Raw genomic sequence first — 26,429 nt, forward strand, 5'->3', positions numbered from 1 at the left:
CGCCGCTGCCGCCGGGGCCCCGGCCCGCGTACGCGCCGCCCGCCGCGCCCGCGGGCAGGCGGTCCCGCAGGGCGCCGCGGCGGGGCCGTACCGGGCTGCTCGCGGGGGCGGGGGCGCTGGTGGCGTCGGCGGCGGTGTTCGCCACCGGGATGTTCTGGGAGCGCGACGGCGGCGGCTCCGAGCGGGCCCTGCCGGACACGACGGCCACCACGGACGACCCGCCGCCGGAGGAACCCGCCGCCCGGGTGTCCGCCGAGCCCCTGCCGCGGCCCGCGCCGCGCGCCGGGCGCCCCTCGCACTCGGCGCGCCCGAGCCCGACCCCCTCGGCGTCGCGGTCCCCGTCGGCCTCGCCGTCGGCGACGACCTCGGCGCGGCACGCGCCCGCCACGTCGCCGACCCGGACCACGGCCCGCGCCACCGGCCGGGTGGACCTGCCGTCGCTCCCGTCACCGACCCGCACGCCGTCCCCGGGCACGCTGCGCCTGGGCGACCGCGGCGAGGCGGTCGCCGAACTCCAGTCACGGCTGCGCCAGTTGTCCCTCTACGTGGGCCCGGGCGACGGCCTCTACACCGCGGCCGTGGCCGACGCCGTCGCCCGCTACCAGTGGGCCCGCGGCATCCTGGACGACCCACCCGGCACCTACGGCCCGACCACCCGCCGCACCTTGGAGGCGGAGACAACTCCCTGACCGCGAAACCACCCCGCACACCAGCGCCCCAAAGAGACGCGAGGCGCCCCCACACCAGCACCCCGAAGGGACGCGGGGTGCCCCGCACACCAGCGCCCCGAAGGGGCGCGGGGAACTGCGCGCCCAGCCACCAACAACCCGCAGACGGCAGCACTCCACACCCCGACGGCGCCAACCGACCGGGGGGGGCACTGAAGAAAGACAAAAGGGAACGGGCGGAGAGCGAAGGGCCCCGTCAGCCGAAGACGAGCCGCAGCCCCCCGCCGGCCCCGGCGGCGACCCTCACCTCGGTGAGGTCGCCCACGCACAGCGTCGGCCCGTACGCCACGGCCCTGCTCCCGACCCCCACGACCCGCATCCCCGCGGCCAGCCCCGCCTCGATGCCCGCCCCGGAGTCCTCGAAGACCACGCAGTCCGCGGGGTCGAAGCCCAGCTCGGCCGCGCCCTTGAGGAACCCCTCGGGGTCCGGCTTGCTGGCCGCGACGCTCTCGGCGGTGATCCGCACGGCGGGCATCGGCAGGCCCGCGGCGGCCATGCGGTTGGTGGAGAGCGCGACGTCGGCGGAGGTCACCAGGGCGTGCGGGAGCCCTGCGAGGGAGGCGAGGAACGCGGGGGCGCCCGGCACGGGCACGACGCCGTCCAGGTCGGCGGTCTCACGGGCGAGCATCTCGCGGTTCTCCGCGTGGTTCTCCGCCATGGGCCGGTCGGGCAGCAGCAGGGCCATGGAGGCGTACCCCTGGCGCCCGTGCACGACCCGCATCACCTCGTCGCCGTCCAGGCCGTGGCGGGCCGCCCAGTCGCGCCAGCAGCGCTCGACGACGGCGTCCGAGTTGACGAGGGTCCCGTCCATGTCCAGGAGGAGGGCTCGGGCGGTCAGTTCGGTCACGGCCGTCATCGGCGTACTCCAAGGGCGAAGGGGACCCGCACAGCGAGAGAGACAAGGCGGCTCCGCCCGCCGGTCAGGGAGTACGGGCGGAGCCACTTTGTTTCTTCACGGTACAAAACAAGGCTGCATGCAGCAACAATGCAGGTCAGGAGGGGGAGCTGAGCTGCCCCACCACAGGGCGGCCACGGCGGTCACGCCACCGCCTCGTAGATGCTCCACGCCCCGAGACCCAGCATCAGGAGCGCCGCGATCTTCGTGATGAGGGACAGCGGCACCCGCTTCATCAGGGCCTTGCCGCCCACGATGCCGAGCCCGGCGACCGCCCAGAGCGCGAGGACGGCGCCGACGCCGACCGACAGGGGGTCCTCGTAGCGGGCGGCCAGGTTCGCCGTCATGATCTGCGTCAGGTCGCCGAACTCCGCGACCAGGATGAGCATGAAGCCCGCCCCGGAGACCCGCCAGAAGCTCTGGTCCTTGGGCGCCTTGACCTCTTCCTCGTCGTCGTCCTTCTTCATCAGCAGCATCGCGGCCCCGCCGAGGAACAGCACGCCGGTCAGGGCGTGCACGAGCCTCTGCGGCGCCAGGGTCAGGACGCTGCCCGCCGCCACGGCGAGCACCACGTGCACCGTGAAGGCCGCGGCCACGCCCGCGAAGACGTAGCTCGCGCGGTAGCGGGTGCCGAGCACGAGCCCGGCGAGGGCCGTCTTGTCGGGCAGTTCGGCAAGGAAGACGACGCCGAAGACGAGCGCCGTCACACTCAAGCTGATCAAGGTTCCTCAATCGGTCGGGCCGCCCCACCGAGAGCTTCGCAGCAGCCTTCGCGTACGACACCTCGGCACGGCAGCGCGCGGCGACGCACACGGGTGTGTACGCGGGCACTGCTCTGCCGAAGGTCTCGCTGGCCACCCGCCGTCCGGCGGGCCGCCTCCGGGCGCCGGCTCAGTTCGCACTGAGCAGTGTGTCGACGGTCCGGCGAAGAGCTACTCCCCTTCTGCACCGTCCATCGTACGTGATGTCGGCACACCCCTGAACAGGGACTTTCGTCCCCCCGGGAGGGCCCGGGACCCGCCCCATGACAAGCCGTGACATACCGCCGGACCCCTTGCCCCGGGCACCTGATTGACGCGACCCTGTCACCGCGCGCACACCTTCCGGCCACCCCACGGCGCCAGCCTGGCCACGCCCGAGTGGTCAACGTCCCCCCACTGCATCGGAGTTCGCATGTCCTTCGTCTACGCGCGTCACCGCGTCGCGGCCCTGGCCGCCGTCGCCGCCCTCGCCTCGGCCGCCACCCTGCTGTCCGGCACCCCTGCCCACGCCGCCCCGCCCACCCCGGTCGACGCCGCGACGGCCCGTACGTACCTGGGGCAGCTCACCGTCCGCGCCGAGGGCTCCTCGGACGGCTACAGCCGGGAGAAGTTCCCGCACTGGTCGACGGTGTCCGGCGCCTGCAACACCCGCGAGACCGTCCTCGAGCGCGACGGCAGCGGCGTCCAGCAGGACGGGAGCTGTGCCGCCGTCTCCGGGACCTGGAAGTCGCCGTACGACAACGCCACCTGGTCCGCCGCCTCCGACGTCGACATCGACCACGTCGTCCCGCTCTCCGAGGCCTGGAAGTCCGGCGCCAACTCCTGGACCACCGCCCGCCGCCAGGGCTTCGCCAACGACCTCGGCCGGCCGCAGCTCATCGCGGTCACCGACAACGTCAACCAGGCCAAGGGCGACAAGGACCCCGCCGAGTGGATGCCGCCGGTCGCCTCGTACCACTGCTTCTACGCGCGCATGTGGGTGGACGTGAAGCAGCACTACGGCCTCAGCGTCGACGCGGCCGAGAAGAGCAAGCTCGCCGCCGTCCTGAACGGCTGCTGACGCCTCTTCCCGGCCGGTTGCGCGCCGGTTGCGCGGAACCGTCCCGCCCGCCTCCGTCGTTCCGTACCGTACGGGGCGACGGAGGAGGGTGATCACTGTGGCACGGCTGCTCCTTGGCCCACTGCTGAGATACGCCGACGGGCGGACCGCGACCGTGTGGGTCGAGGCCGACCGCCCCTGCACGGCCGAGGTGCGGTGCGCGGACGGCGCCACGGGCGCGTCCCGCACCTTCCAGGTCGCCGGGCACCACTACGCGCTCGTCCCGGTCACCGGCCTGGCCCCGGGCACGGAGACCGCGTACGAGGTGACCCTGGACGGCGGCGGCGTCTGGCCGCTGCCCGGGTCGCCGTACCCGCCGAGCACCATCCGCACGCCACCGGAGGCGCCGGACACCCTCCGCGTCACCTTCGGCTCCTGCCGGTGGGCCGCGCCGCCCGCCGAGGACCACGACCCCTCCCCCGGCGCCCGGCTCCGCCCGGGCGGCGACGACCCCATCGGCCCGGACGCGCTCGACACCCTCGCCGCCCGCATCGCCGCCGACCCCGCCGCACCGCGCCCCGACGTGCTGCTGCTCCTGGGCGACCAGGTGTACGCGGACGAGGTCTCCGAGCCCACGCGCCGCTGGCTCGCCGCCCGCCGCGACCTGTCCGAGCCGCCCGGCGACCAGGTGGCGGACTACGCCGAGTACACCCACCTCTACTACGAGTCCTGGCTCGACCCCGAGGTGCGCTGGCTGCTCTCCACCGTGCCGAGCTGCATGATCTTCGACGACCACGACGTCATCGACGACTGGAACACCAGCGCCTCCTGGCTGGCGGAGATGCGGGCCACGCCCTGGTGGCGCGAGCGGGTCCTCAGCGGCCTGATGTCGTACTGGGTGTACCAGCACCTGGGCAACGTGCCGCCCGCCGAGCTGGAGCGCGACGAGCTGTACGCCGCCGTGCGCGCGACGCCCGACGGCACCGACGCGCTGCGCGCCTTCGCCGCCCGCGCCGACGCCGAGCCCGCGGCCGTCCGCTGGAGCTACCGCCGCGACTTCGGCCGGGTGCGGCTGCTCATGGTCGACACCCGCGCCGCCCGCGTCCTCGCCGAGGACCGGCGCGCGATGCTCGACCCCGAGGAGGCGCGCTGGCTGCGCGCCCAGGCCCTGGACGGCGACTGCGACCACCTGCTGATCGGCACCTCCCTGCCGTGGCTGCTCCCGCACCTCGTGCACGCCGCGGAGGGCTGGAACGCCGCGCTGTGCCGGGGCGAGCGCGGCGCCCGCTGGGCGCGGTTCGGCGAGAGGCTGCGGCGGCGCGCGGACCTGGAGCACTGGTCGGCGTTCCCGGCGTCGTTCGACGCGCTGTCCGCCCTGGTCGCCGAGGCGGGCACGGGCGCCGGGGCCCCGGCCACGGTGTCCGTCCTGTCCGGCGACGTCCACCACGCCTACGTCGCCGAGCCCGCCTGGCCCGACGGCCGCGGCCCGGACGCGCGCGTCCTCCAGCTCGCCTGCTCCCCGGTGCACAACTCCATCCCCGCCTCGATCCGGGTCGGCTTCCGCTTCGGCTGGAGCCGCGCGGGGCGCGCCCTGAGCCGCCTGTTCACCCGCCACGGGAGGCTCGCGCCCGCCGGGATCACCTGGCGCAGGACGGGCGGCCCCTGGTTCGGCAACCAGTTGATGACGCTGACGCTGCGGGGCCGCGAGGCCACGCTGGTCCTCGAACAGGCCCGGCGCGGCGGAGGCCTGGAGACGTCGCGTCGCGGGAGATCTCCTCCTCGGGCGGGAGCGGCGCGTAGGGCGCGGCACGGTGCGCCGGGGTCCGGGCCGGGGCCCGATGGAGTCGCGCAGGGCGGACCCCGGCCCAGTTTCGGGAAAGCGGCGGGGCGGCGGTGCCCCGGCGGGCATGATGCGGACCGTCCGCTTCCCCCACGCACCCCGACCGCCAAGGGAGCCTCCGCTTGTCCCTCGCCGCACCCGCCGCACCCCCCACCCCCGCGATAGCCGTCGTCGGCGCGGGGCCCCGCGGCACCAGCGTCCTGGAGCGCCTGTGCGCGTCCGCCACCGAACTCCTCGGGCCCGGCACGCCGTTGACGGTCCACGTGGTCGACCCCGCGCCCCCGGGCCCCGGCCGCGTCTGGCGCACTTCCCAGCCACCCGAGCTCCTGATGAACACCGTGGCCTCGCAGGTCACCCTGTTCACCGACGACAGCGTCGACTGCTCGGGCCCCGTCCGGCCGGGGCCGAGCCTGTACGCGTGGGCGGCGCGGGGGCACGTACCGGGCCTGGGTCCGGACGACTACCCGACGCGTGCCGACTACGGCCGCTATCTGGAGTGGGTGTTCGCCCGGACCGTCCGCGCCGCCCCCGGCACGGTCCGCGTCGTCACGCACGCGGCCCGCGCGGTGCGCCTGGCCGACGCGGACGGCGGCCTCCAGACCCTCGACCTCGACAACTCGCGCTCCCTGACCGGACTTTCGGCCGTCGTCCTGGCCCAGGGCCATCTGCCCACCGCGCCCGACCGCCCCCTCGCGGACCTGTCGGCGTACGCCGCCCGCCACGGCCTGCGCCACGTGCCGCCCGCCAACCCGGCCGACGTCGACCTCACCGGACTCGCCCCCGGCGAGCCGGTGCTGCTGCGCGGCCTCGGCCTGAACTTCTTCGACCACGTGGCGCTGTTGACCGAGGGCCGCGGCGGCCGCTTCGTCCGGGCGCCGGACGGCACCCGGCGCTACCTCCCCTCGGGCGCCGAGCCGCGCCTGTACGCCGGGTCCCGGCGCGGCGTGCCGTACCAGGCGCGCGGCGACAACGCCAAGGGCCCCTACGGGCGGCACCGGGCCGCCCTGCTCACGCCCGAGGTGATCGCCCGCTTCCGCAAGCGCGCGGACAGCGGGGACGCGCCGGACTTCCTGGCCGAGATCTGGCCGCTGGTGGCGAAGGAGGTGGAGACGGTCCACTACGCGGCGCTGCTGAGCGCCCGCTCCACACCCGGGCGGGCGCGGACGTTCCGCGCCCGCTTCCTCGACGTCCCCCACGGGCACCCCGAGGAGGCCACGCTCCTGACCGCGTACGGGATACCGGAGGCCGAGCGCTGGTCCTGGCACCGCCTCGCGCGCCCGTACGAGGGGCGGGTCTTCGGCTCGCCCGGCGACTTCCGGGCCTGGCTGCTGAACCATCTGCGCCGGGACGCGGCCGAGGCCGCGCTCGGCAACGTCGCAGGCCCGCTGAAGGCCGCCCTGGACGTACTGCGGGACCTGCGCAACGAGCTGCGGCTCACCGTGGACCACGGCGGGGTGGCGGGCCGCTCGCGCCGCGACCACCTCGACGGCTGGTACACCCCGCTCAACGCCTACCTGTCCATCGGGCCGCCCCGCCGCCGCGTCGAGGAGCTGACGGCGCTCGTCGAGGCGGGCGTGGTCGAGGTGGTCGGCCCGCGCCTGCGCGTACGGGCCGAGGGCGGGGCGTTCCACGCGTGGTCGCCCGAGGTGCCGGGCTCCGGGGTGCGGGTGACCACGCTCGTGGAGGCGCGCCTCCCGGAGCCGGACGTACGGCGCACCGAGGACGCGCTCCTCGCGGAGCTGCTGCGGTCCGGGCAGTGCCGCCCGCACCGCGTCGACGGCTACGAGACGGGCGGGCTCGACGTGACCCCGCGCCCCTACCGGCTGCTCGACCGCGACGGCCGGGCCCACCCCCGGCGGTTCGCGCTCGGGGTGCCGACGGAGGGCGTGCACTGGGTGACCGCCGCCGGGGCGCGGCCGGGCGTCGACTCGGTGACGCTGGCGGACGCGGACGCGGTGGCGCGGGCCGCGCTGCGGACGGCGGTTCCGGCCGGAACCCGTGCGGTCAGGGGCGCGCGGGACGGCCGAATACAGGGGATTCTCATGAAACACTCAGATGTTGAAGTTGCAAGTACTGCTGAGGCAAACCTAATCTTGGGGCTCGATCGGTTCCCGTCCCCAACCGAACCCGACCGAAGGAGTCCCCCACCATGACTGAGCGGCTGAACAGCGCCCAGCCCTATGCCCTCGGCCTCTTCCGCATCGTCGTCGGCCTGCTCTTCTTCTGCCACGGCGCGTCCTCCCTCTTCGGGGCGTTCGGCGGCATCGACGGCAACGGCGCCACCGTGGACGCGGGCACCTGGCCGGGCTGGTACGCGGCCGTGATCCAGCTCGTCGGCGGCGCCCTGGTCATGCTCGGCCTCGGCACCCGGGCCGCGGCGTTCGTCTCGTCGGGCTCGATGGCGTACGCCTACTTCAAGGTCCACCAGCCCGAGGCGCTGTGGCCGATGGAGAACGGCGGCGAGGCCTCGGCCATGTTCTGCTGGGCGCTGCTGCTCCTGGTCTTCACCGGCTCGGGGGCCTTCGGCCTGGACCGCGTCATCGCCTCCGCGCGCGGCGAGCAGAAGTCCGCGGACGCCGAGCGCGCCACCGTCGCCGCCTGACCCGCGCCGCCCGCGACACGCGTGCCCCCTGGCCGTACCGGTCCTCCGGTACGACCAGGGGGCACTGTCGTGCGGTGCGGCCGCGTCACCACGCCCGGTGACGCGGCCGCGCGGCTACGCCGTCACGCGCCCGGCGACGGCGCGAACGGCACGCTGAAGCACGCGAGCCGCGCCCCGGCGCCGCCCTGCTCGCGGTGGAGCACGACGGACGCCGCCTCACCGCGCCGGAATCCCCAGTCGTGGTACGCCGACGACCGGCCGGAGCCGTTCGGTTGTGCGGTGAAGTCCAGCCACACTTCGTTGTCCGGATTGACGTCACCGGGGTCCTGCGACGGCTTGTTCTGGTAGTGCCCGCCGGCCGCCATCGGGTCCGCGCCGCACGGCTTCTGGTGCACGTGCACGCCGTAGGCGTAGCCCGCCTTCAAGCCCTTGACCCGCAACTGGACCTTCGTGCCCTTCCGGTCGCTGTGCTGGGTCACCTCGATCCACGAGCCCGCCGGCACGAGCTTCTGGTCGTACGTGATCGCGGACGGCGTCACGAAGGCCGCGGGCGGGGCGAACCGCCCCTGCGCGCGGACCTCCACGCTGTCCGTCCCGCCGGTGGTACCGCTCGCGGCGAGCACAGCCGCCGCCACGGCCGAGGTCAGCACTCCTGCCACCATGGCCAAGCTCCTTTGTATCCCCAGGTCAGGCCCTTTTGGGGCGCTCTGTCACTGTTCGTTTCCGTTCCTGTGGAGCGCTCACCACCGTACGCCGGTACGCGTGGGCCCGGCGGGGAAACGGAGGGACGCGTTCATGAACGTGACGTTGCGAACATCTGAGCCCCCCGTGGATCTACGGGCGACAGCCCGGCGTACGCTGTACCGCTGTCGTCAGGCCGCCACCCGCCGCTCCCCGCGAAAGCGCGGCGATGAGTTGCCGACCGGGGAATTACGGGGAGTTCGGGTGTTGGAGAGTGTGGGGGCGCTGACCGCGAGCCCATGGATTTACGCGGTCGTGGCGCTCTCGGTCCTGTTCGACGTGTTCCTGCCGCTGCTGCCGAGCGGCGTGCTCGTCATCACGGCCGCCACGGCCGCCGCCGCGGCGGGCTCCGGCACCGGGCGGGTCCCGCACGACGTGCCGGACATCCTGCTCCTCATGCTGTGCGCGGCCACCGCGTCGGTCCTCGGCGACCTCGTCGCCTACCGCCTCGCCTGGCGCGGCGGCGAACGCCTCGACCGGGCCATCGCCCGCTCCCGGCGCCTGACCAGCGCCCAGGAGCGGCTCGGCACGGCCCTCTCGCGCGGGGGCGGCGTCCTCGTCGTCATCGCGCGCTTCGCCCCGGCCGGCCGGTCGATCGTCTCCCTCGGCGCGGGCGCGGCCCACCGCCGCAAGCGTGACTTCCTGCCGTGGTCGGCCCTGGCGGGCGTCGCCTGGGCCGGCTACAGCGTGGGGCTCGGCTACTTCGGCGGCCAGTGGCTCGGCGCGACCTGGCTCGCGACGGGCGTCTCGGTCCTGGCCCTCGTCGCCGCGGGCGCGGGCGCGGCGTACCTGGTCCGCCGCCCGGCCTGACGGACGGGATCTTCAGCCCGTCCGGCGTTCGAGGACGAGGCGCGAAGCGCCGACAAGGGGGAAAGGGGCGAAGCCCCAGACGAAAGGGCGGGGTCCAGGGGCGACAGCCCCTGGTTTCGGGAAAGGGGCGCCCGCGCGCGGAGCGCGCTCATGGGCACAGCGGGGCGCCCCGCGAGGGCTAACCCCGCCGCGCGGCCCCGCGCACCTCGAGCCCCGCGAGCAGCGCCCGCGTCGCCTCGGCCACCGCGTCGACCGCCCGCTCGAACACCTCCCGGTTGTGCGCGGCGGGCTCCCGGAACCCGGACACCTTGCGGACGTACTGGAGCGCGGCCGCCCGGATCTCGTCCTCGGTGGCCTCCTGCGGCAGGACGGGCGGGCGGAGCGTCTTGATGCTGCGGCACATGCCTCCAGCTTCGCGCGTCCCCACCCCCGGCGAGAACCCCCCGTTCGGCCCGCGCGTCACTCGCGCACCAAATTCGAACAGGAGTAGCATTACGGCGTGCCCGAGTCACCCCCGCATGAGTTCCCCGCCGACCTCCTGGCCGCCCAGGAGGAGCTGCACCAGGTCAGGTCCGAGCTGCACGCCCTGCTGCGCCGCCTGCCGTGGTGCGTCGAACCGCACGACGGCTTCAGCGACGACCACGGCTGGCGCAAGCTGGAGCGCCCGGCCTCGCCGGGCTGGACGCCCGACGAACAGGCGGAGGTGGAGAAGTTGCGCGCGCGGGAGCGCGAGCTGGCGGTGTTCGTGACGTGCCACCGCTTCTGGGAGCAGGTTTCGGGACCGGAGGCGGTGGACACCCGGATGAGGCTCAAGCACGCCCACGAGGCCCCGCCACCCGAGGGGCCGTGACGGCCACCGAGGAGTCCCGCCGGGCCTCCGGCGGAAGGGCGGGGCAGCGCACCACCGACGTAGCACATACGAGCGGCACCGAGCACCGATGAGCACCGACGAGCCCCCCAAGCATTGACACGCGCTCGCGGCGGGCGTTGACTCCCCGTACGAGAGCCGGACGCGCCCTCGTACGCCCCTGCGACGACGTCACGGCTCGCGCTTCCGGGTCCGCCCCGCTCCCTTCCTCGCGGATCCGCCACCGTCCATGACGTCGCGCCCAGCCCCCGCGCCCAGCGTGCGGAGGTACGCCCATGTACATCCTGACGATCGCCCTGCTCCTGGTCCTGATCGTCCTCGGTTTCAACGCTCCCCTGCTGTGGCTGGTCGCCGCGGCCATCGCGTACTTCCTGGTGCGCCGCCACGACCGCGCCACCGTCCAGGGCGGCGCCCCGCGGGGCGGGGTCGCGGGCGGCACCGGCGGCATGAGTACGCCCGCCAGCTACCGGGACTACCGCATCCGCCGGGCCCGCCAGGAGCGCTGGGACCGCAGGTACCGCCGCACGCACCCGACGCCGCACCCCCGCCGGTGACGTAGGGCGGCGCCCGGCCCGCCTACGCACCGGTGCGGCAAGGCGGCCGCCGGTACGACTAATCACCGGTCCGGGTGGCGCGGGGCTTGGCGCACCGGCTGGCGGGGAGCCTGGGCAGGCACCCTGCACCGCCCACCCCGGGGAGCCTGCCCATGCGCCCGCACGCCCTGGTCTGCGTACCGTTCCTCCTGCTCGCGGCGGCCGGCTGCGCCTCCCCCGCTCCCCGCCCGCCCGCACCCGCCCCGGACGACGTGGTCAGGGCCGCGCAGCAGCGGCTCACCGACCGCTGCCTGGCCCGGCGGGGCCTCACGCCGCCGCGCCCGGGCGACCGCCCGCCGTCCACCGCGGAGCGCGACCGCGTGGCCAGGGCCCTGTTCGGCACCGGCCGCACGGAGCTGTCCCTGAGGCTGTCCACGGGTCACGTCGTACGCGCCCACACCGACGGCTGCCTGGCGGCCGCGCAACGCGCGCTGTACGGCGACCAGAAGCGCTGGTTCCGGGTGTCGACGGTGGTGAACAACCTCGAGCCGGAGGCCGCGGCCGCCCACCGCCCCCTGCCCGAGGTCCGCGCCGCACACCGAGCGGACCTCACCACGTGGCGCCAACTCCGCGCCCGCGCCCTGAAGAACGCGGAGGCGGTCCTGCGCGAGGACGGGCCGACGGCGTCCCGGAAGCCCTGAGGACACCCGCGGGAGCCACCGTCTTGTTGCCGTACCGGTGAGCGCGGATGTCCTCGTGCACCGCTGCGGCAGGGTGCACGGTGTGGGGCATGCCTGCTGGCGCAGGCAGTGACACCGACAGCCGTCACCGGGCCGCAGCGGTGGAGATGATTGCGCGCAACCACCCCTCACCTTCGGTCCTTCCTGCGCAATTCCGCGCAACCGCTCCGCGCACAACAGCCATGAGGCCCATCCTGGCACCTCACCGTGATCGGACCGAAGGAGATCCTCACGATGGCACTACAGCTCCGCATGCTCGGCACCACCAGCGACGACGGCAAGTGCCCCACCCTGTACGAGGACATGGCAACCGGTGACATCGTCGTGCAGGGGTACACCGTCACCGACCCCGAAGACCTCGCCCAGGTCCAGAACGTCCTCGAGGGCGAGTCCTTCGTGCGTGTGCCTCGCGCCCTGCTCACCCGCTTCAGCCCGGAGGAGTAGCACGCGTGGCCGAGTTCATCGACGACAGCACGTTCGGCAGCTACTTCGAAGCGTTCGAGCACACCGCCTGGCGCCTGGAGACCCGACGCGGTTACGGCTCCGACCGGGCGAGCGACAAGTACCGCCACTATCTCGAGAACGGAGAGGTTCCCGACGACTTGGAGCGCCCATGGTGCCTCAACGTGAGGGCGCAGACCCGCCAGGGCAAGCGCATCGAGCGGGTACGGATCGTGGATGAGCCGCCCACTCGCGAGCAGATGTACCTGCTGGCGGGAGCCGCCGCGAACAACGCAGCCGGAGAGGACATCCGGAACCTGTGGCGGGCCGACGCCGAGCGGATCGGCCTGCCCTCCCTGGACTTCTGGCTCTTCGACTCCGCACGCGCCTTGGTCCTCCACTTCGACGACGCCGACGGCTACCTCGGCGCTGAACTCGTCGTCGACCCCGCTCGCATCGTGGAGTACTGCCAGGTCCGGGATGCCGCCTGGCATCACGCGAACAGGCGCGAGGAGTTTCTGCGGCAGATAGCTTCTGGTGCGTGAGCACCGACTACCAGCAGTCCCGTGAAGCGCTCGGTGCGCGGCTGCGTGAGCTGCGCACCGAGACGGAGCTGAACGGCAAGGAGTTCGCGGAGCGCCTTGGGTGGCAACGCTCGAAGGTCTCGCGCCTGGAGAACGGCAAGCAGACAGCGTCCGACGCCGACGTGGCGGCATGGGCGCGGGCGGCCGGACACCCGGAACTCGCCGACGAGTTGCAGCGCGGCCTGCGCGCGCTGGAGACCGCCTACCGAAGCTGGCGCCGTGAGCTGGCCGCCGGCCATCGCGCGGTGCAGGAGCGCCACGTCGTCCAGGAGGCACAGGCCGAGACCATCCACCTCTTCGAGTCCGGGATCATCCCCGGCATCTTCCAGACCTCCGAGTACGCGCGGGGAGTCCTGTCCGACGTGTCCGACCGGCTCGGTACGCGCCGGGACATCGAGGAGGGCGTCCGGGCGCGGATGAAGCGCCAGGAAGCGGTGTACGAGCCAGGCCACCGCTTCCACGCCTTGATCTGGGAGGCGGCCCTGTACGTCGTACGCTGCCCGCCGGAGGCCATGGCTGCCCAACTCACCCGCCTGTCGGGCTTCATTGGGCTGGACACCGTCACGCTGGGCGTCATCCCGCTCGGCGCTCGGACGCCCTTCTCCCCGAAGCACGGGTTCTGGATCATCGACGAGCGTCTCGTCGTCGCCGACACGTGGAACGCTGAGCTGTGGCTCGACTCCTCCGATGATGTCGCGTTCTACCGGCGCATGTGGAACCTCATGTACGAGGCCGCGGCCTTCGACCACCAGGCGCATCGGCTGATCGGCCGGGCCCGGGCCGCGCTCGACCTCACGTGAGCAATCCCCTGCGACCACGGATACCGCGTGCGCAATCCTGCGCAATCGGTCAACGGGCACGCAATCGGCCTCTCTACGGTGCTGGTCATGGACGCACCGACGCGCGCCGCCCGTCGCGACGCCGACGCCTGGCCGGCCACCTGCTCCTCCCGACCGGACCTCGTACGCGACGTTCCGGGACCTCGAGGAGCCGGCCCGAGACTTTCCGCGGAGGCATGCGGATGACCGTGCACCACGACCACACCCCGCCCCGGCCCCGGCCCGCGCCCGTCGAGGAACGGCTTCGGGCCTGGGCCGCCGAGGGTCTCGACCGCATCGCCGTGGCCGCGCTCCTCCAGGAGCGTGAGCTGCTGGCCCGCCCCGCCGTACAGCGGGTCCTCGTGGCGCAGGCCGACGACGGCGTACGGGCGGACTGGACGCACCTCTCCCTCCGTCTGACCGAGCTGGAGCTGGACGGCGTCGCGTACGCCTTCGTGGAGGTCGTGCTCGCCATCGCGCTCGGGCGGCAGGTCCTCCTCGACCGCGTGCTGCCCCTCGGTGACCGCCGCCTCGCCGTCGTATTGCGGGCGCTCGCCGCGTGGGCAGGCTCGGACACCATCGCAGTGGGGACACGCTCATGACGACCACCAGGCAGCTCGACGAGCTGCTCGCGGCGGCCGGCGAGGCCGGCAGGACGCTGCCTCCCGCCGCGGAGACCGCCGAGGTGCATCGGCGTCTCGTCGCGGAGATCCGGCTGCGTCTGCCCGGGGCGGAGCGGGCTGCCGCCGCGGCGGCGGTCCGTAGCCGGGACTGGTATCGGCATCTCCAGGTCGTCGACGACGCGCGTGCGGCTTTGGAGGCGAAGGGTGAGGAGCCCGACCTGCGCGTCGGGCCGATGGCCGCAGCCCTGCGTGTGGGAGAGCTCGCCCGTCATCTGCGCGCGCTGTCCGTGTACCCGGCCGAGGGTGAGGTGGGGGTGTGAGTGCGGGTGCGCTGCTGTGCTGGCGCTGCGATCGGCCGATCCGGCCCGGCGAGCCGGTCGCCTCCTGCGCGAAGGACTCTCCGTCCGGGGCCGGGGCCCGTGTGGTGTGGCACGCGGGGCCGTGTCCGCGCGAGGGGCCGCCGGTCGGCGGGCCAGGGCCGCGGGCGGGGCGTCGTAGGCGTCGGCGATGAGCCGGAGCGGCTCCGGGCGCGGCAGCGGCCCCCCGGGAGAACTCCCGAAGGGCCGCTGACCTGCTTGCTTCACCGGTGGGCGCGGACGGTTTCGAACCGCCGACATTCGCCTTGTAAGGGCGACGCTCTACCCCTGAGCTACGCGCCCGGAATGAGTCGACAGCCTACCTTGCCGGTGGCGGTGCGCCGCAAACCCGTGCGGACCCCCGCCCGGCAGGGGGGCTACCCCCACCTCGGATCCGGGAGCGGCCCGGATGCCCCGGACCACGGCTTCTTCCTACCGTCGGAGTGCGCACGCGGCGAGGGCCGCGTGGGGTTCGAAGGGGAGAGCGTCATGAGCACCGTCCACAGCCGTCGTCCGGGTCCGCGCCGTACGCGAGGGGTACGGCTCCTCGTCGGCGTCGGCACGACGGTGGCCGTGTGCGGGCTCGTCGCCGCGTGCGGGGCCAGCGCCGACGACGACAAGACGCCGGAGCGGCGGTCGTTCACCCTGCCGGGACACAGCCTGACCGTCGACAGCGACGACTCCGCCCTGGAGGTCGTGGTGTCGGACGACGTCAAGGACGTACGGGTGACGCGGTGGTTCGACGGGCGGACGGTGTTCGGCGAGAGCCCGAAGGTCACCTGGAAGCAGAACGCCGCGGGCGACCGGCTCACCTTCCGCACGAAGTGCGGCGGGCTCATCGCCAACTGCTCCGCCAAGCACCGCGTCGTCGTGCCGCGCGGCGTCGCCGTGACCCTGCTGAACCGCGACGGCAAGGTGACCGCCGACGGGTTCCGGGAGCCGCTCACGGTGCGCTCGGCCGACGGCGGCGTCACCGTCAGGGACTCCAGCGGGCCGCTGGACCTGCGCAGCGTCGACGGGTCCGTGCGTACCGAGCGCGTCACGTCGAAGCGGGTGAGCGCGCGCTCGCAGGACGGTTCCGTACGCCTCGAACTGGACGCCGTGCCGGACCGGGTGCGTGCGCACAGCCGGGACGGGTCCGTGACCCTCGGGCTGCCCGAGGCCACGTACCGCGTGGACGCCCGCAGTGTCGACGGCGGCGTCGACGTGTCCGTGCCGCGCGCCGGGCGCAGCCCGCACCAGGTGTCCGTGCGCAGTGTCGACGGCAACATCACGGTGCGGCCCGCGAACTGACCGCCCTGTGTGTTCGTCCTCACCGGTGGGAGAATGTGAGACCGGCCGGGCAGGGCGGACGACAGCACGGGAGAGGGACAGTGACGGCGACACCAGCGCAGCCACGCATGTGCGGCACGCGGGCCACACCGGCTGCCCCGCCGCCGCAGGGGTCGGGGGGCTCTCCTGGGGTCTCGCCCGCTGTTTCTGGCGTCTCGCCCGCTGCCTTTCCTGGCGTTCCGCCCACTGCTGTTCCTGGCGTTCCGCCCGGTGCCGGGCTGCCCGCTGGTGATTCGTGTGCCGCCGCGGGCCGTCGGGGGTTGCTCGCGCCGTTCCCCGCGCCCCTTCGGGGCGCTGCCGTGCGGCCCGGGGGCACCGATGACCGCGCCGGGCTGCCCGCTGGTGGATCGTCCGCCGCCGCACGCCGTCGAGGGGTGCTCGCGCCGCTTCGGGGTGCTGTCGTGGATGTGCTGGCTCTGGTGTTGTTGCCGCTGCCTCTGCTGGGCGCCGTCGTGCCCGCTGCCTTTGCCGGGGGCGGTACGCGGCGGTGGTTCGGGGGGCGGGGGGAGAGTTCGCGGGCCGGGGCGCAGGCCGCCAAGGACGCGGCGGCGGCCGCGTTCTACGAGCTGGACAGCGCCCAGCGCGATCTGCGGATCTCCATCGAGACGATCGTGGCCGTCGACTCCTCGCCCGCCGCGCGGAAGGCCGCGGCGGACTTCGAGGCGTTCGGGCGGCGCATCGACGAGGTCAGCCACCAGTACATCACCGCCGTCGACGCCTACGACCTGGACCGGGACGACCTGGAGGCGTCCGCCGCCGCCCGGGCGCGGACCGAGCTGACGGCGGCCAAGGACGCCCTCGGCCGTGCCAAGCAGGACCTGGACCGGTTCGCGCAGGGGCTCGGGCCGCTGGTCGACAAGGCAGAGACACAGCTCGCCCGGCTCGCCCCGGCCGTGGAGCGGGCCCGGCAGACGCTCCTGGCGGCGACCGGCGCGCTCGACGCGGTGCGCGGCGCGGGCCTGAAGGCCGACGACCTCGCGGGTCGGCTCGCCGCGCTCGGGCCCGAGCTGACCAAGCTCAACCAGGGCGCGGGCCGGCACGGCGTCGCCGAGACGCTGCAGCGGGCCGACCGGGTCGCCCGCGACGCCGAGGCCGTGCGCGCCGAGGCCGAGCGGCTGCCCGAGCGGGCCCGCGAGATCGACCGGCGCCTGGTGTCGCTGCGGACCCGCGCTCAGGCCCTGACCACCCGCAGCGAGCAGGTCGAACCGGTCCTCAGCGAGCTGCGGCGGCGCTTCACCGCCGCCTGCTGGCAGGACCTCCAGCGCGTGCCGGACCAGGCCGCCGAGACCGTACGGCAGGCGGAGAACAGGCTGGCTGAGGCGCAGCGGGCCCGCGAGGAGCAGCGGTGGCCGGACGCGACGGCGCTCCTGTCGACGGTGCGGGCGCTGCTCGACTCCACCGACGAGGCGGTGTCCGCCGCCGGGGACCGGCTGCGGCGCCTGAACGAGGTCGCCAAGGACCCGCGGGCGGAGATCGAGCGCACCCGGTTCGCCGTCCGCGACGCCCAGCGCCTGGCGATGGCGGGCCGCCAGCGGCCCGACCCGCGCCACGCCCGCCCGCTGGACGACGCGGTGGCCCGCCTGGACCGTGCCGTGGACGCCCTGGAGGGCCGTCACCCCGACTACTGGCACTTCCTGACCGAGATGGAAGCGGTGCGCTCGGCCGCCGCGCGCGTGGTCGCGCAGATCCGCGAGGAGCGGGGCCAGGGCGCCGTGTGAGCCCCCGTGCCGGAGATCCCTGCCGGACGCCTGTGCGAGTCTGGGCGCATGATCGATGACACTGACGACATTGATGACGCTGAGGACAACGGGGATGGCAGGCGCGCCGACGGTACGGCCGGGTTTCTGACCGTTCTGCGGGCCCGGCGGCTGCTCGCCATCGTGCGCGGGCGCGACCCGGAGGCGTCGTTCCGTACCGTCATGGCGCTCGTCGAGTCCGGTGTCCCCCTGGTCGAGGTCTCGCTGAGCGGCGCCGACGCGCTGGGCGTGCTGCGCCGGGCGCGCGGCGAGCTCGGTCCGGACGCGTGGCTCGGCGCGGGCACGGTCGTGACCGAGGCCGACGCCCGGCGGGCGGCCGACGCGGGCGCCAACCTGATCGTCACGCCCGGCCTCGGCCCGGGCGTCGCGACCGCCATCGGCCTGGGGCTGCCGGTGCTCGCCGGGGTGCTCACGCCCACCGAGGTCATCGCCGCGGCCGGAGCGGGAGCGACCGCATTGAAGGTCTTCCCCGCGTCGGCGGCGGGCGGCCCCGACTACCTGAAGGCGCTGCGGGGCCCCTTCCCCGACCTGCCGTTCGTACCGGTCGGCGGCGTGGACGCGGACGCGGCCCAGGCGTACCTGGACCTGGGCGCGGTCGCGGTGGGCGTCGGCTCCCCGCTCGTCGGCGACGCGGCGGACGGCGGCGACCTGGACGCGCTGCGGCGGCGCGCGGAGCGGTTCGTGGAGGTGTGCGGGTGAACCGGGAGGCCTCCGGGGCGGGCACCCCTGACGTGTTCACCTTCGGCGAGACCATGGTCGCCCTGCGCGGTGACGGGCCGCTGAGGCTGGGCGGGGCCATGACGGTGTCCGTCGCGGGCGCCGAGTCGAACGTGGCCGTCGGGCTCGCCCGGCTCGGGCACGGCGTCCGCTGGGCCGGTGCCGTCGGCGACGACGAGGCCGGCGAACTGGTGCTGCGGACGCTGCGCGCCGAGGGCGTGGACGTCGGCGCCGCCCATCGCGACCCGCACGCGCCCACCGGCCTGATCCTCTTCGAGGCGCGCCTGCCGGAGGTGACGCGGGTCCACTACTACCGCTCCGGGTCGGCCGGTTCACGCCTCGGCGCGGACGCCGTGGAGCGGGCCTTCACCGCCGCGCCGCCGCGCCTGCTGCACCTCACCGGGGTCACCCCGGCGCTCGGCGAGCACGCCCGCGCCGCCTGGGAGCGCGCCCTGCGCCTCGCCCGCGACCACGCGGTGCCGGTCTGCCTGGACGTCAACTTCCGCGGCCGGTTGTGGAGTCGGCGGGTGGCGGGCGCCTTCCTGCGCCCCTGGCTGCCGTACGTCGACGTACTCGTGGCCTCGGCCGACGAGTTGCCGCTGTGCCTGCCGCCGGACGGGCCCGCCCCGGACCCCGAGGAGCAGGCCGACCGGCTGCTCGGTCTGGGCGTCTCCGAGGTCGTCGTGAAGCTGGGCGCGGGCGGTGCCACCGCGTACGGGGACGGGGGCGCCCCGGTGCACCGTCCTGCGGTGCCCGTGCGGGCCGTCGACACCGTGGGGGCCGGGGACGCGTTCGTGGCCGGGTACCTGTCCGCGCTGCTCGACGGGGCCGGTGTCGCGGCGCGGCTCGAACGGGCGGTGACCACCGGGGCGTTCGCCGTCGCCTCGCGCGGCGACTGGGAGGGGGCGCCCACGCGGGCGGAGCTGGGGCTGCTCGGGGGCGAGGACGACGTGCTCCGCTGAGCGCGCGCTTTCCCTCTCCTTGCCCCCTGTCCTCTGTCCCCTTCTCCTGTCCTTGCCCCCTGTCCTCTGTCCCCTTCCCCTTCTTCGTCCCTTGCGCCCCTCTGTCGTCGTCAGCCGCAGCAGCCGCCACCGCAGCAGCCGCCACCGCCACCGCCCCCGGCGCGCGGCGCGGGTGCGGCGGAGGTGCCGCCGACCGCCACGGTCGACAGGAGCTTGACGGTGTCCGCGTGCCCGGCCGGGCAGGGGGCCGGGGCGGAGGACTCCGCCATGGGGCGGCTCAGTTCGAAGGTGTCGCCGCAGGAGCGGCAGCGGTATTCGTAGCGAGGCATGCGGACAGGTTACGCCGCGTGGCACGCCCCGATCCCGCCCCTTCCCGTAACCAGGGGCTGCCGCCCCTGGACCCCGCCTTTATCGGCCTTCGGCCTCGTCCTCAAACGCCGGACGGGCTGGAACTGGCCGCGTCGGGGATCATTCAGCCCGTCCGGCGTTTGAGGACGAGCGCGTCAGCGCGATCTTCGGGGGTTCAGGGGGCGGAGCCCCTTGGTTACGGGAAGGGGCGGGACTGGGGCGCCCCCGCGAGGGCTAGGCCCCGCGCGCCGCGGCCAGGAAGCGGCGCAGCAGCTCCTCCCCCGCCGCCACCCCGGCCTCGGGGACCACCACGAGCCCGGGCGCAGCCCACCCCGTGTCGGCCAGTTCCCCGTGCGAGGGCCGCCAGGCCAGGTCCGCCGCCGCCAGCAGGTCGGCGTCGAGCAGGGAGTCCCCCGCGGCCAGCGTCACCCCGGCCCCCACCCGCCGCGCGACCTCGCGCATGGCCGCGCTCTTGGTGAGCGGCCGGGGCACGGCGTACACCTTGCGCCCCTGCAAGGAGACGGTCCAGCCGCGCTCGTCCGCCCACGCGCCGAGCTCCTTGACCCAGCCGTCCGGCAGCAGGGCCCGCTCGACGACCAGGTACGCGAACAGGTCCTCGGCCACGCGCTCCTTGAGCAGCCAGGCCGGGTCGGCGGTGCGCAGCAGGTGGGCGCGTACCTCGTCGAGGGGGGCGCAGTCCGCGGCGAGGCGCCGGTCGACGGCGGCCCGCCAGGCGGGGTCGGAGACGCCGTCGACGAGCAGGTGCCCTCCGTTCGCGCAGATCGCGTACTTCGGCGGGGGGCCGGGCAGGTGGATGCGCCCGTACTGCTCGCGGGTGCGGGTGGTGGTGGGGACGAAGACCGCGGCCCGCGCCAGCTCCGCGAGGAGCCCGGCCGCGGCCTCGGTGACGTACGACAGCGGCTTGCCCTGGTACACCTCGACGCACAGCAGCCGGGGCGCCTCCGCGTCGGGCATGCGCAGGCCGAGCGCGGCGGCGGAGTAGATGAGGGTGCGGTCGAGATCACTGGCGACGAGCGCGACGGACGGCGCGGCGCCGGGCGGCGGGACGGCACCGGTCGGCTGCGGGACGCCTCCGGAGGGCAGCGGCGCAGCAAGCCCGGACAGCGGCACAGCGGGTCCGGGCGACGGCGGGACGGCACCGGAGGGCACCGACACAGCGGCCCCGGACGACGGCGGGACGGCACCCGATGGCAGGGGCGCAGCGTCCCCCGACGGCAGAGGCACAGCGCTATCGAGCGGCGGCTGCCCAGCGAGCCCGGGCGGCGGCGACGGGTTCGCGGAGGACGGCGGCGAGGCGCTCACGCGTCGGTCACCGCCTTGCCGTCTGCGCCGGTCGCCCCGCGGGTGTAGCGGGGGTGGATCAGTCCCACGCAGGTGTACGGGAGGTCGTCCACCTCCTCGACGGGCACGCCGCGCTGCGCGGCGAGCAGCCGTACGTGGTCGAGGTCGGCGCCCGCTCCGGCCCGGGCGAGGACCTTCCACGGCACGCGGCGCAGCAGCACGCGCGTGGTCTCGCCGACGCCGGGCTTGACGAGGTTCACGTCGTGGATGCCGTACTCCTCGCTGATGCGCTCGACGGCCGCCCAGCCCTCCCAGGTGGGGGTGCGGTCGGCGGACAGGATCTCCTTGACCTGGACGTCCACGGCCTCGCGCACCTCGTCGAAGCGCGCGGCGACCGCCGCCACGAAGTCCCGGGACACGTCGGCGTCCGCGAGCTCGCGGTAGAACTTCGCGCCGTGGTAGTCGTCCGGCCCGACGAGGTCGGCGCGCAGCACGGTGCGCGAGATCAGCCCGGACACCGTGGAGTTGAGGCAGGCGGAGGGGATGAGGTAGTCCTCGCGGGTGCCGTAGGTACGCACGCACGAGCCCGGGTCGGCGAGGACGGCGAGCTCCGGGCTGAACCCGGAGACGCCCTCGGCCTGCTCGAACTCCCGTATCGCCTCGGCCAGTTCACGGGTGATGGCGCCCTTGCCGGTCCAGCCGTCGACGAACACGACGTCGGCCGGATCGTGGTGGGCGGCCAGCCAGCGCAGCGCGTTGGCGTCGATGCCGCGGCCACGCACGATCGACACGGCGTAGTGCGGCAGGTCGAGGCCGTGCCGCTGCCGGGCCCAGCGGCGCATCAGGACGCCGACGGGCGTGCCCGCGCGGGCGAGCGACACGAGGACCGGGCGGCCCGGGCCGCCCGGGCCGCCCGGGCGGTCCCCGTCCCGCGCCGGGGCGTGGCCCCGCTCGGCGAGGACCGTCTCGGTGACGGTGCCGACCGCGAGCGCGACGCGCGCGGCGGACGCGTCGAGCGCGGCCCGGAACAGCTCCTGGTACCGCTCGCTCGGCTGGTACTCGACGGGCAGCGACTCCGCGTAGTGCGCGCCGCCGCTCTGGATGGCCTCCTCGCGCTCCTCGGTGGGCGCCTCCAGCGTCACGTCCGAGAGGTCTTGCAGCAGCCAGCCGACGTCGTCGGGCGCGTAGGAGGAGAAGGCGGGTCCGCGGAGCGGTTCGGGCAGCACGGGCGGTTCCTGGTGGGCCGGTTCGGGCGGGGGGACGTGGGCGTGGGCGGGGGGTGAGGCGGGCGCGGGCGCGTAGGACGGGACGACAGCGAGCAGCACGTGCCCGGTGTGGGCGGCCAGTTGGGCCAGCAGGCCGTCGGGGGCGTGCAGGGCGGGGGTGTCGGCGGCCGAGTCCACGACCGCGACGACGGCGTCGAAGCCGCCGCCCGCGACGTTGTAGGCGTAGCGGTGGCCGGGGCCGTCGGCAGGGTCGTCGTGGGCGGGGAAGACCAGCCGGGTGCGGATGGCGTAGCCGGGGTCGTCGACGGCGAGGACGGGCGAGCGGGTGGTGGTGGAGTAGCGGACCTCCGTGCCGGTGCCGAGGCGGCCCTCCAGGGCGACGCCGAGCGCGAGCGGCGCGTACATCAGCTCCTCGAAGCCGAGGACGAGCACCCGCCGGGCCCCGGCGGGCAGCGCCCGCGCGAGCCGCTCGGCCAGGCCGGGCAGGGCGGCCTCCAGGCGGGCGCGGTGCGCGGGCGTGAAGCCGTGCCGACCACCGTCGGGCAGGCCCTCGGGCCACCCGAGCTCGACGCGCGTGACGGGGGCCCGCTCCCGGCGGGGCACGGGCACGGACACCCCTGCCTCCGCCTCCGCTCCGGCCGCGGCCGGAGCTTCCTGCGCTTCCTGCGTGCTCTGCGTGCACTGGGCGCCTTGGGCGGCCTGGGCGTTCTGCGCGCCCTGGACCTCCTGGGCGCCTTGGGCGGCCTGCGCGCCCTGGACGTCCTGGGCGGCCTGCGCGTTCTGCGCGTCCTGGGCGCTCTGCGCGCTCTGGGCGGCCCGCGCGTCCTCATCGGCCCGGGCTTCCTGCGCGCCCTCGGCGTCCTGCACGCCCTCGGCGTCCTGATCGGCTCGCGCGTCCTGATCGGCCCGCGCGTCCTGATCGGCCCGCGCTTCCTGCGCTCCCTGCGCGCCCCGCGCACCCTGCGCGCCTGAGGCGTCCTGAGCGTTCTGGCCGCCCTGACCACCCTGACCGCCCTGCGCGTCCTGGCCACACTGCGCATCCCGCGCATCCCACGCACCCCGCACGCCCTGAGCCGCGCTGGCCGCACCCGCAGCACGCGGCGCACCTACAGCACGCGGCGCGCACGTCGCACGCGCCGCGCGTGCCTCCTGCTCCGCGACCAGCGCCCTGCCCCGCTCCAGCACGTCGTCGGGCAGCCGTACCGTGCCCGAGGCCGCCGCGACCAGGTCTACGCGGGCACCGATCTCCCGGGCGAAGGCGTCGAGGCGGTGCCGGTCGGCGGGGGCGCGCATGTCGACCAGGGCGACGATGACGTACCGGTCGCGCGGGTAGCGGGCGTGCAGGGCGCGGACGGTGTTCAGGACGGTGTTGCCGGTGGAGAACTCGTCGTCGACGAGGACCAGCGCGCCCGCGCCGGCGAGCAGCGCCGGGTCCTCGGGGAGCAGCAGGTGCGAGGTGGCGTGCGAGTGGGACTCCTCGAAGCCGCCCGCGGGCTCCGCGCCCGCGACGGGGCGGCGGGTGGAGTGCAGGTAGGGGGCGTCGCCGAGGCCGTCGGCGACGCAGTGGCCGAGGGCCGTGGCCGTCTCCGCGTAGCCGAGCACGACGGCCCGCGCGGCCTCCTCGGGGCCGAGCAGCTCCCGCACCCGCAGGCCCAGCTCGTACCCGGACCGGCGCACCACGGACGGCCGCTGCGGCACGTGCTTGCCGAGCACGTTCGACACCAGCAGGTGCGCGCGCTTGGGGTTGCGCCGCAGCGCGAGCCCGAGCAGCTCGCGCAGCCCGTCGTCCCCGGCGAGCTCCACACCGAGCCGCTCGGCGACCCACGTACCCGACCACACCACGTTCTTCGTCACCTTTACGTCGTTCCTCACGGTCGCCCGGCGGTCCGCGGCCCGGCGCTTCACTTCCCGGCGGCCCGTCCCCGGGTGGATCGTTTCCTCACGGCCCGTCTCCTCACGGTCCGTCTCCTCACGGCCCGCCTCCGGGTGGGCCGCTTGCCCACGGCCCGCTTCCCCGCGGCCCGCCCCCCGGTGCACCGTTTCGTCGCGGTCCGTCCCCCGGCGGCCCATCAGACGCGCAGCCCCGCCGAGAGCAGTTCCACGAAGCCGACGTCCTCGCGGGCGACGCCGAAGACCTCCGCCCGGCGCAGGGTCCGTTCGGCCCAGGCGCGGTGCGGCTTCACCTCGTTCATCTTGTTCGTGTACGCGGACCGCAGCACGCCGCCGCCGTCCCGCTCGGGGCGGAGGATGTCCTGCGCGTCGCTGTACTCCTCGTGGCTGACCACGGAGAGGGCGTGCACGGGCAGCACGTGCGAGGGGTGGATGCAGGTCTTGCCGAGCAGGCCGTTGGCCCGGTCCAGCTCGATCTCGCGCAGCAGGCCGTCGAGGTCGTGCTCGATGAGGGCCCGGCGCAGTTCCTCGGCGCGGACCTGGAGGAAGGGGCTCTGCCGGAGCTGTGGTTTGAACATCCGCTCCTGGACGCGGAAGTACTCCCACACGGGCCCGGTCACGATGAAGCCGGTGCCGTCGGCGCGGCCGAGGTGGTTGACGACGTCGGCGATGACGGAGGCCACGATCTGCACGTCGTACGCGGTCATGTGCGGGGGCCTGCGCAGGCCGTACGCGGAGCAGAAGTCGGTGACGCCGAGGCGCAGGGCGAGCACCCGCTCACGGTACTTGTCGACGGCGCGGGCGATCCCGGCGAGCGTCTCGGCGCGGCTCTCCAGGTACAGGAGCTGGGGCGACTCCAGGACCGGCATGGCGAACAGGCGCCGCCCGGTGGCGGTCTCGGCGGCGGCGAGCGACTCCAGGAACGGGATGCCCCGCTCCTCGGTGAACTTCGGCAGCACGAAGCCGGAGAGCAGCCGGATCGCGGGGCCGAGCCTGCGGGCCAGGTCGGGGATCTGCTCGGGCCCGCGGACGCGGACGAAGAGCAGCGGCGGCCGGGCGTCCGGGCGGTCCGCGAGGTCCCTGAAGTGCCGGACCAGGTTCTCCTCCGCGCCCACGACCTCGGCGTCGTCGATGGAGTCCTCCAGGCAGATGACCATCGAGATCACGCCACGGCCGGCCTGCTTGAGGATGTCGTCGGCCAGGTGCGGCCGGGTGGCAGGGCTGTAGAGCGTGGCGCCGAGCGCCGCCGCGAGGAGCTGCGGCGAGGAGTCCGCGGTGAAGGCACACGGCTCCCGGTGAAAGAGGCGCTCTCGCACCTCTGGGGCTATGTGCCCGAAGTGACGCATGGGGTTCCCCTGGGATTCTCCTGTGGTCGCCCGCATCGACGATGCGATCCGAGGACTGGCCGGTAATAGTACGTAAGACCGGGTGCCCCAGGTTCCCCCTGAGCATGACATTCAGGTAACCCGGCCACGTCACACACCTCCACATCACACCGGCACAGTCGCATGTCATAGGACAATGCCGATCAAGCCACATCAAGTCGGGCAGGTGTCCGAAAGACATCGGTCGGCTGAACGCGTCTGGGGCCGGACGGATCGGGGAAGACCGGAGTCCGGAACGGCCTGTCGGCCCCCACGTTGTCCCGCCCGGGACGAGGAAGGCAGGATGACGGCATGACGCACGCGATGTTGAAGGGATCGAACGTCCCGCTGGAGGCGGCCGCGGTCCGCGCGGTGCTGCGCTGGACGCCCGGCCAGGGCTCCCCCGACGTCGACGCCTCGGCGCTGCTCCTGGGCGCGGACGGCCGCGTGCGCTCCGACGAGGACTTCGTCTTCTACAACCAGCCGCGCCACCCCTCCGGCAAGGTCTGGCGCCTGGGCAAGAAGCGCGTCGCCGAGGGCCTGACCGACACCGTCCAGACGGACCTCGCGGGCCTGGACCCGGCCGTCGACCGCGTGCTGCTCCTCGCCTCCGCCGACGACGTGCCCTTCGAGCGCGTCCGCGGCCTGCGGATCTCGCTGTACGACGCCGCGGCCACCGCCGCCGCCGAGCCGCTGGCGTACTTCGACATCACCCCGCAGACCGGCGCCGAGACCGCGCTGATCTGCGGGGAGCTCTACCGCCGCGGCGAGGGCTGGAAGTTCCGCGCCCTGGGCGAGGGCTACTCCAACGGCCTGGTGGGCCTCGCCACCGACTTCGGCATCGTCGTGGACGAGTCGGAGGCCGTGCCGGAGCCGACCCCGGACGCCTCGCTGCCGCGCGGCCCCCAGCAGCCGGCGCCCCCGCGGCCCGCGCAGCCGGCGCCGGTGCAGCCCCCGCCGCCGCAGCCCGTGACCCACGCCGAGCCCCAGCCGCAGGCTCAGCCCCAGCAGCCCGCCGCGTACCCGGCCGCGCCGCCCGCGCCCGTCATGGCGCCCCAGCCCGCGTACGGCTATCCGCAGCCGCGGGCCCGCCGCCCCGCGCCCGGGCCCGGCTACGGCTACCCGCAGGCCGCGCCCGCGCCCGCCGCCCCG

27 protein-coding genes and 1 tRNA gene are annotated in these 26,429 nt (G+C 74.8%); 19 read left to right on the plus strand and 9 right to left on the minus strand.

Features of this window, described 5'->3' with window-relative positions; genetic code table 11:
• Window positions 1–689, plus strand: a 689-nt coding sequence (locus IE330_RS29315; protein WP_190139172.1) for a peptidoglycan-binding domain-containing protein, incomplete at its 5' end; no start/stop codon positions are given.
• 235 nt (window positions 690–924) lie between these two features.
• Here IE330_RS29315 and IE330_RS29320 read toward each other — a convergent pair.
• Both IE330_RS29320 and IE330_RS29325 read right to left on the minus strand, forming a co-directional pair.
• Complete coding sequence (locus IE330_RS29320) at window positions 925–1,584, minus strand: HAD-IA family hydrolase (RefSeq protein WP_190139173.1); 660 nt, start codon at window positions 1,582–1,584, stop codon at window positions 925–927.
• A gap of 182 nt (window positions 1,585–1,766) precedes the next feature.
• Entirely contained in the window at window positions 1,767–2,345 is a 579-nt protein-coding gene (locus IE330_RS29325) for a TMEM165/GDT1 family protein (protein ID WP_190139174.1), read from the minus strand.
• A gap of 451 nt (window positions 2,346–2,796) precedes the next feature.
• On the opposite strand from IE330_RS29325, the gene IE330_RS29330 reads away from it, so the two are divergent.
• From IE330_RS29330 to IE330_RS29345, 4 genes are all read left to right on the plus strand, one after another.
• Window positions 2,797–3,444, plus strand: a complete 648-nt coding sequence (locus tag IE330_RS29330; protein WP_190139175.1) for an HNH endonuclease family protein — start codon at window positions 2,797–2,799, stop codon at window positions 3,442–3,444.
• A 97-nt stretch (window positions 3,445–3,541) separates the two neighbouring features.
• A complete protein-coding gene (locus IE330_RS29335) occupies window positions 3,542–5,428 on the plus strand; it encodes an alkaline phosphatase D family protein (RefSeq protein WP_229926013.1) in 1,887 nt (628 codons plus the stop codon).
• Entirely contained in the window at window positions 5,386–7,416 is a 2,031-nt protein-coding gene (locus tag IE330_RS29340; RefSeq protein WP_190139176.1) for an FAD/NAD(P)-binding protein, read from the plus strand. The genes IE330_RS29335 and IE330_RS29340 overlap by 43 nt, the downstream gene beginning before the upstream one ends.
• On the plus strand, window positions 7,413–7,865 hold the full coding sequence (locus IE330_RS29345) for a DoxX family protein (protein WP_190139177.1): 453 nt from the start codon (window positions 7,413–7,415) through the stop codon (window positions 7,863–7,865). The genes IE330_RS29340 and IE330_RS29345 overlap by 4 nt, the downstream gene beginning before the upstream one ends.
• Window positions 7,866–7,987: 122 nt before the next feature.
• Here the strand turns inward: IE330_RS29345 and IE330_RS29350 are convergent, their stop codons facing one another.
• Entirely contained in the window at window positions 7,988–8,527 is a 540-nt protein-coding gene (locus IE330_RS29350; RefSeq protein WP_190139178.1) for a superoxide dismutase family protein, read from the minus strand.
• 283 nt (window positions 8,528–8,810) lie between these two features.
• Between IE330_RS29350 and IE330_RS29355 the strand changes: the two genes are divergently transcribed.
• On the plus strand, window positions 8,811–9,416 hold the full coding sequence (locus IE330_RS29355) for a DedA family protein (protein WP_190139179.1): 606 nt from the start codon (window positions 8,811–8,813) through the stop codon (window positions 9,414–9,416).
• A 178-nt stretch (window positions 9,417–9,594) separates the two neighbouring features.
• Here the strand turns inward: IE330_RS29355 and IE330_RS29360 are convergent, their stop codons facing one another.
• On the minus strand, window positions 9,595–9,819 hold the full coding sequence (locus IE330_RS29360; RefSeq protein WP_190139180.1) for a DUF2277 domain-containing protein: 225 nt from the start codon (window positions 9,817–9,819) through the stop codon (window positions 9,595–9,597).
• Window positions 9,820–9,915: 96 nt separating this feature from the next.
• Here IE330_RS29360 and IE330_RS29365 point away from each other — a divergent pair, with 96 nt between their 5' ends.
• From IE330_RS29365 to IE330_RS29400, 8 genes are all read left to right on the plus strand, one after another.
• Window positions 9,916–10,266 carry a DUF8825 domain-containing protein gene (locus IE330_RS29365; RefSeq protein ID WP_190139181.1) on the plus strand — a complete coding sequence of 117 codons (351 nt, stop codon included), beginning with the start codon at window positions 9,916–9,918 and terminating at the stop codon, window positions 10,264–10,266.
• Between the two features lie 293 nt (window positions 10,267–10,559).
• Complete coding sequence (locus IE330_RS29370; RefSeq protein ID WP_190139182.1) at window positions 10,560–10,838, plus strand: hypothetical protein; 279 nt, start codon at window positions 10,560–10,562, stop codon at window positions 10,836–10,838.
• Between the two features lie 152 nt (window positions 10,839–10,990).
• Window positions 10,991–11,518, plus strand: a complete 528-nt coding sequence (locus tag IE330_RS29375) for a hypothetical protein (protein ID WP_190139183.1) — start codon at window positions 10,991–10,993, stop codon at window positions 11,516–11,518.
• Between the two features lie 273 nt (window positions 11,519–11,791).
• On the plus strand, window positions 11,792–12,001 hold the full coding sequence (locus IE330_RS29380; RefSeq protein ID WP_190139184.1) for a hypothetical protein: 210 nt from the start codon (window positions 11,792–11,794) through the stop codon (window positions 11,999–12,001).
• A gap of 5 nt (window positions 12,002–12,006) precedes the next feature.
• Window positions 12,007–12,543 carry a DUF6879 family protein gene (locus tag IE330_RS29385; protein ID WP_190139185.1) on the plus strand — a complete coding sequence of 179 codons (537 nt, stop codon included), beginning with the start codon at window positions 12,007–12,009 and terminating at the stop codon, window positions 12,541–12,543.
• Window positions 12,540–13,382: a helix-turn-helix domain-containing protein gene (locus IE330_RS29390; RefSeq protein WP_190139186.1), complete on the plus strand. Its 843-nt coding sequence runs from the start codon at window positions 12,540–12,542 to the stop codon at window positions 13,380–13,382. Before IE330_RS29385 ends, IE330_RS29390 begins: the two co-directional genes overlap by 4 nt.
• 221 nt (window positions 13,383–13,603) lie before the next feature.
• Window positions 13,604–14,002: a hypothetical protein gene (locus tag IE330_RS29395; protein ID WP_190139187.1), complete on the plus strand. Its 399-nt coding sequence runs from the start codon at window positions 13,604–13,606 to the stop codon at window positions 14,000–14,002.
• Entirely contained in the window at window positions 13,999–14,343 is a 345-nt protein-coding gene (locus tag IE330_RS29400) for a DUF6415 family natural product biosynthesis protein (RefSeq protein ID WP_190139188.1), read from the plus strand. The genes IE330_RS29395 and IE330_RS29400 overlap by 4 nt, the downstream gene beginning before the upstream one ends.
• 267 nt (window positions 14,344–14,610) lie before the next feature.
• Here the strand turns inward: IE330_RS29400 and IE330_RS29405 are convergent.
• Window positions 14,611–14,682, minus strand: a tRNA-Val gene (locus tag IE330_RS29405).
• Between the two features lie 186 nt (window positions 14,683–14,868).
• On the opposite strand from IE330_RS29405, the gene IE330_RS29410 reads away from it, so the two are divergent.
• From IE330_RS29410 to IE330_RS29425, 4 genes are all read left to right on the plus strand, one after another.
• Window positions 14,869–15,672 carry a DUF4097 family beta strand repeat-containing protein gene (locus tag IE330_RS29410; protein ID WP_190139189.1) on the plus strand — a complete coding sequence of 268 codons (804 nt, stop codon included), beginning with the start codon at window positions 14,869–14,871 and terminating at the stop codon, window positions 15,670–15,672.
• A 413-nt stretch (window positions 15,673–16,085) separates the two neighbouring features.
• Window positions 16,086–17,429, plus strand: a complete 1,344-nt coding sequence (locus IE330_RS29415) for a hypothetical protein (RefSeq protein ID WP_190139190.1) — start codon at window positions 16,086–16,088, stop codon at window positions 17,427–17,429.
• A gap of 48 nt (window positions 17,430–17,477) precedes the next feature.
• Window positions 17,478–18,167 carry a bifunctional 4-hydroxy-2-oxoglutarate aldolase/2-dehydro-3-deoxy-phosphogluconate aldolase gene (locus IE330_RS29420; protein WP_190139191.1) on the plus strand — a complete coding sequence of 230 codons (690 nt, stop codon included), beginning with the start codon at window positions 17,478–17,480 and terminating at the stop codon, window positions 18,165–18,167.
• Entirely contained in the window at window positions 18,164–19,147 is a 984-nt protein-coding gene (locus tag IE330_RS29425; RefSeq protein WP_268257362.1) for a sugar kinase, read from the plus strand. Before IE330_RS29420 ends, IE330_RS29425 begins: the two co-directional genes overlap by 4 nt.
• Before the next feature lie 110 nt (window positions 19,148–19,257).
• Here the strand turns inward: IE330_RS29425 and IE330_RS29430 are convergent, their stop codons facing one another.
• The 4 genes from IE330_RS29430 to IE330_RS29445 all read right to left on the minus strand — a co-directional run bounded on the left by IE330_RS29430 (window position 19,258) and on the right by IE330_RS29445 (window position 25,259).
• Window positions 19,258–19,476: an FmdB family zinc ribbon protein gene (locus tag IE330_RS29430; RefSeq protein WP_190139192.1), complete on the minus strand. Its 219-nt coding sequence runs from the start codon at window positions 19,474–19,476 to the stop codon at window positions 19,258–19,260.
• A gap of 253 nt (window positions 19,477–19,729) precedes the next feature.
• On the minus strand, window positions 19,730–20,470 hold the full coding sequence (locus IE330_RS29435; RefSeq protein ID WP_308439057.1) for an HAD family hydrolase: 741 nt from the start codon (window positions 20,468–20,470) through the stop codon (window positions 19,730–19,732).
• A gap of 344 nt (window positions 20,471–20,814) precedes the next feature.
• Window positions 20,815–23,877, minus strand: a complete 3,063-nt coding sequence (locus IE330_RS29440; protein WP_229926012.1) for a phosphoribosyltransferase — start codon at window positions 23,875–23,877, stop codon at window positions 20,815–20,817.
• Between the two features lie 215 nt (window positions 23,878–24,092).
• On the minus strand, window positions 24,093–25,259 hold the full coding sequence (locus IE330_RS29445; protein WP_190139193.1) for an HpcH/HpaI aldolase/citrate lyase family protein: 1,167 nt from the start codon (window positions 25,257–25,259) through the stop codon (window positions 24,093–24,095).
• 330 nt (window positions 25,260–25,589) lie between these two features.
• Between IE330_RS29445 and IE330_RS29450 the strand changes: the two genes are divergently transcribed.
• On the plus strand, window positions 25,590–26,429 hold an 840-nt coding region (locus IE330_RS29450; protein WP_190139194.1), incomplete at its 3' end, for a TerD family protein.

The organism is Streptomyces longispororuber (assembly GCF_014656095.1).
GTDB classification, from domain to species: Bacteria; Actinomycetota; Actinomycetes; order Streptomycetales; family Streptomycetaceae; genus Streptomyces; species Streptomyces longispororuber.

Excerpts from the sequence above, each read along its gene's own strand:
- IE330_RS29320 (WP_190139173.1), bottom strand. The coding sequence starts at position 1,584 with ATGACGGCCGTGACCGAACTGACCGCCCGAGCCCTCCTCCTGGACATG.
- IE330_RS29330 (WP_190139175.1), top strand. The coding sequence starts at position 2,797 with ATGTCCTTCGTCTACGCGCGTCACCGCGTCGCGGCCCTGGCCGCCGTC.
- IE330_RS29345 (WP_190139177.1), top strand. The coding sequence starts at position 7,413 with ATGACTGAGCGGCTGAACAGCGCCCAGCCCTATGCCCTCGGCCTCTTC.
- IE330_RS29350 (WP_190139178.1), bottom strand. The coding sequence starts at position 8,527 with ATGGTGGCAGGAGTGCTGACCTCGGCCGTGGCGGCGGCTGTGCTCGCC.
- IE330_RS29360 (WP_190139180.1), bottom strand. The coding sequence starts at position 9,819 with ATGTGCCGCAGCATCAAGACGCTCCGCCCGCCCGTCCTGCCGCAGGAG.
- IE330_RS29370 (WP_190139182.1), top strand. The coding sequence starts at position 10,560 with ATGTACATCCTGACGATCGCCCTGCTCCTGGTCCTGATCGTCCTCGGT.
- IE330_RS29375 (WP_190139183.1), top strand. The coding sequence starts at position 10,991 with ATGCGCCCGCACGCCCTGGTCTGCGTACCGTTCCTCCTGCTCGCGGCG.
- IE330_RS29380 (WP_190139184.1), top strand. The coding sequence starts at position 11,792 with ATGGCACTACAGCTCCGCATGCTCGGCACCACCAGCGACGACGGCAAG.
- IE330_RS29395 (WP_190139187.1), top strand. The coding sequence starts at position 13,604 with ATGACCGTGCACCACGACCACACCCCGCCCCGGCCCCGGCCCGCGCCC.
- IE330_RS29400 (WP_190139188.1), top strand. The coding sequence starts at position 13,999 with ATGACGACCACCAGGCAGCTCGACGAGCTGCTCGCGGCGGCCGGCGAG.
- IE330_RS29410 (WP_190139189.1), top strand. The coding sequence starts at position 14,869 with ATGAGCACCGTCCACAGCCGTCGTCCGGGTCCGCGCCGTACGCGAGGG.
- IE330_RS29420 (WP_190139191.1), top strand. The coding sequence starts at position 17,478 with ATGATCGATGACACTGACGACATTGATGACGCTGAGGACAACGGGGAT.
- IE330_RS29430 (WP_190139192.1), bottom strand. The coding sequence starts at position 19,476 with ATGCCTCGCTACGAATACCGCTGCCGCTCCTGCGGCGACACCTTCGAA.
- IE330_RS29435 (WP_308439057.1), bottom strand. The coding sequence starts at position 20,470 with ATGCCCGACGCGGAGGCGCCCCGGCTGCTGTGCGTCGAGGTGTACCAG.
- IE330_RS29445 (WP_190139193.1), bottom strand. The coding sequence starts at position 25,259 with ATGCGTCACTTCGGGCACATAGCCCCAGAGGTGCGAGAGCGCCTCTTT.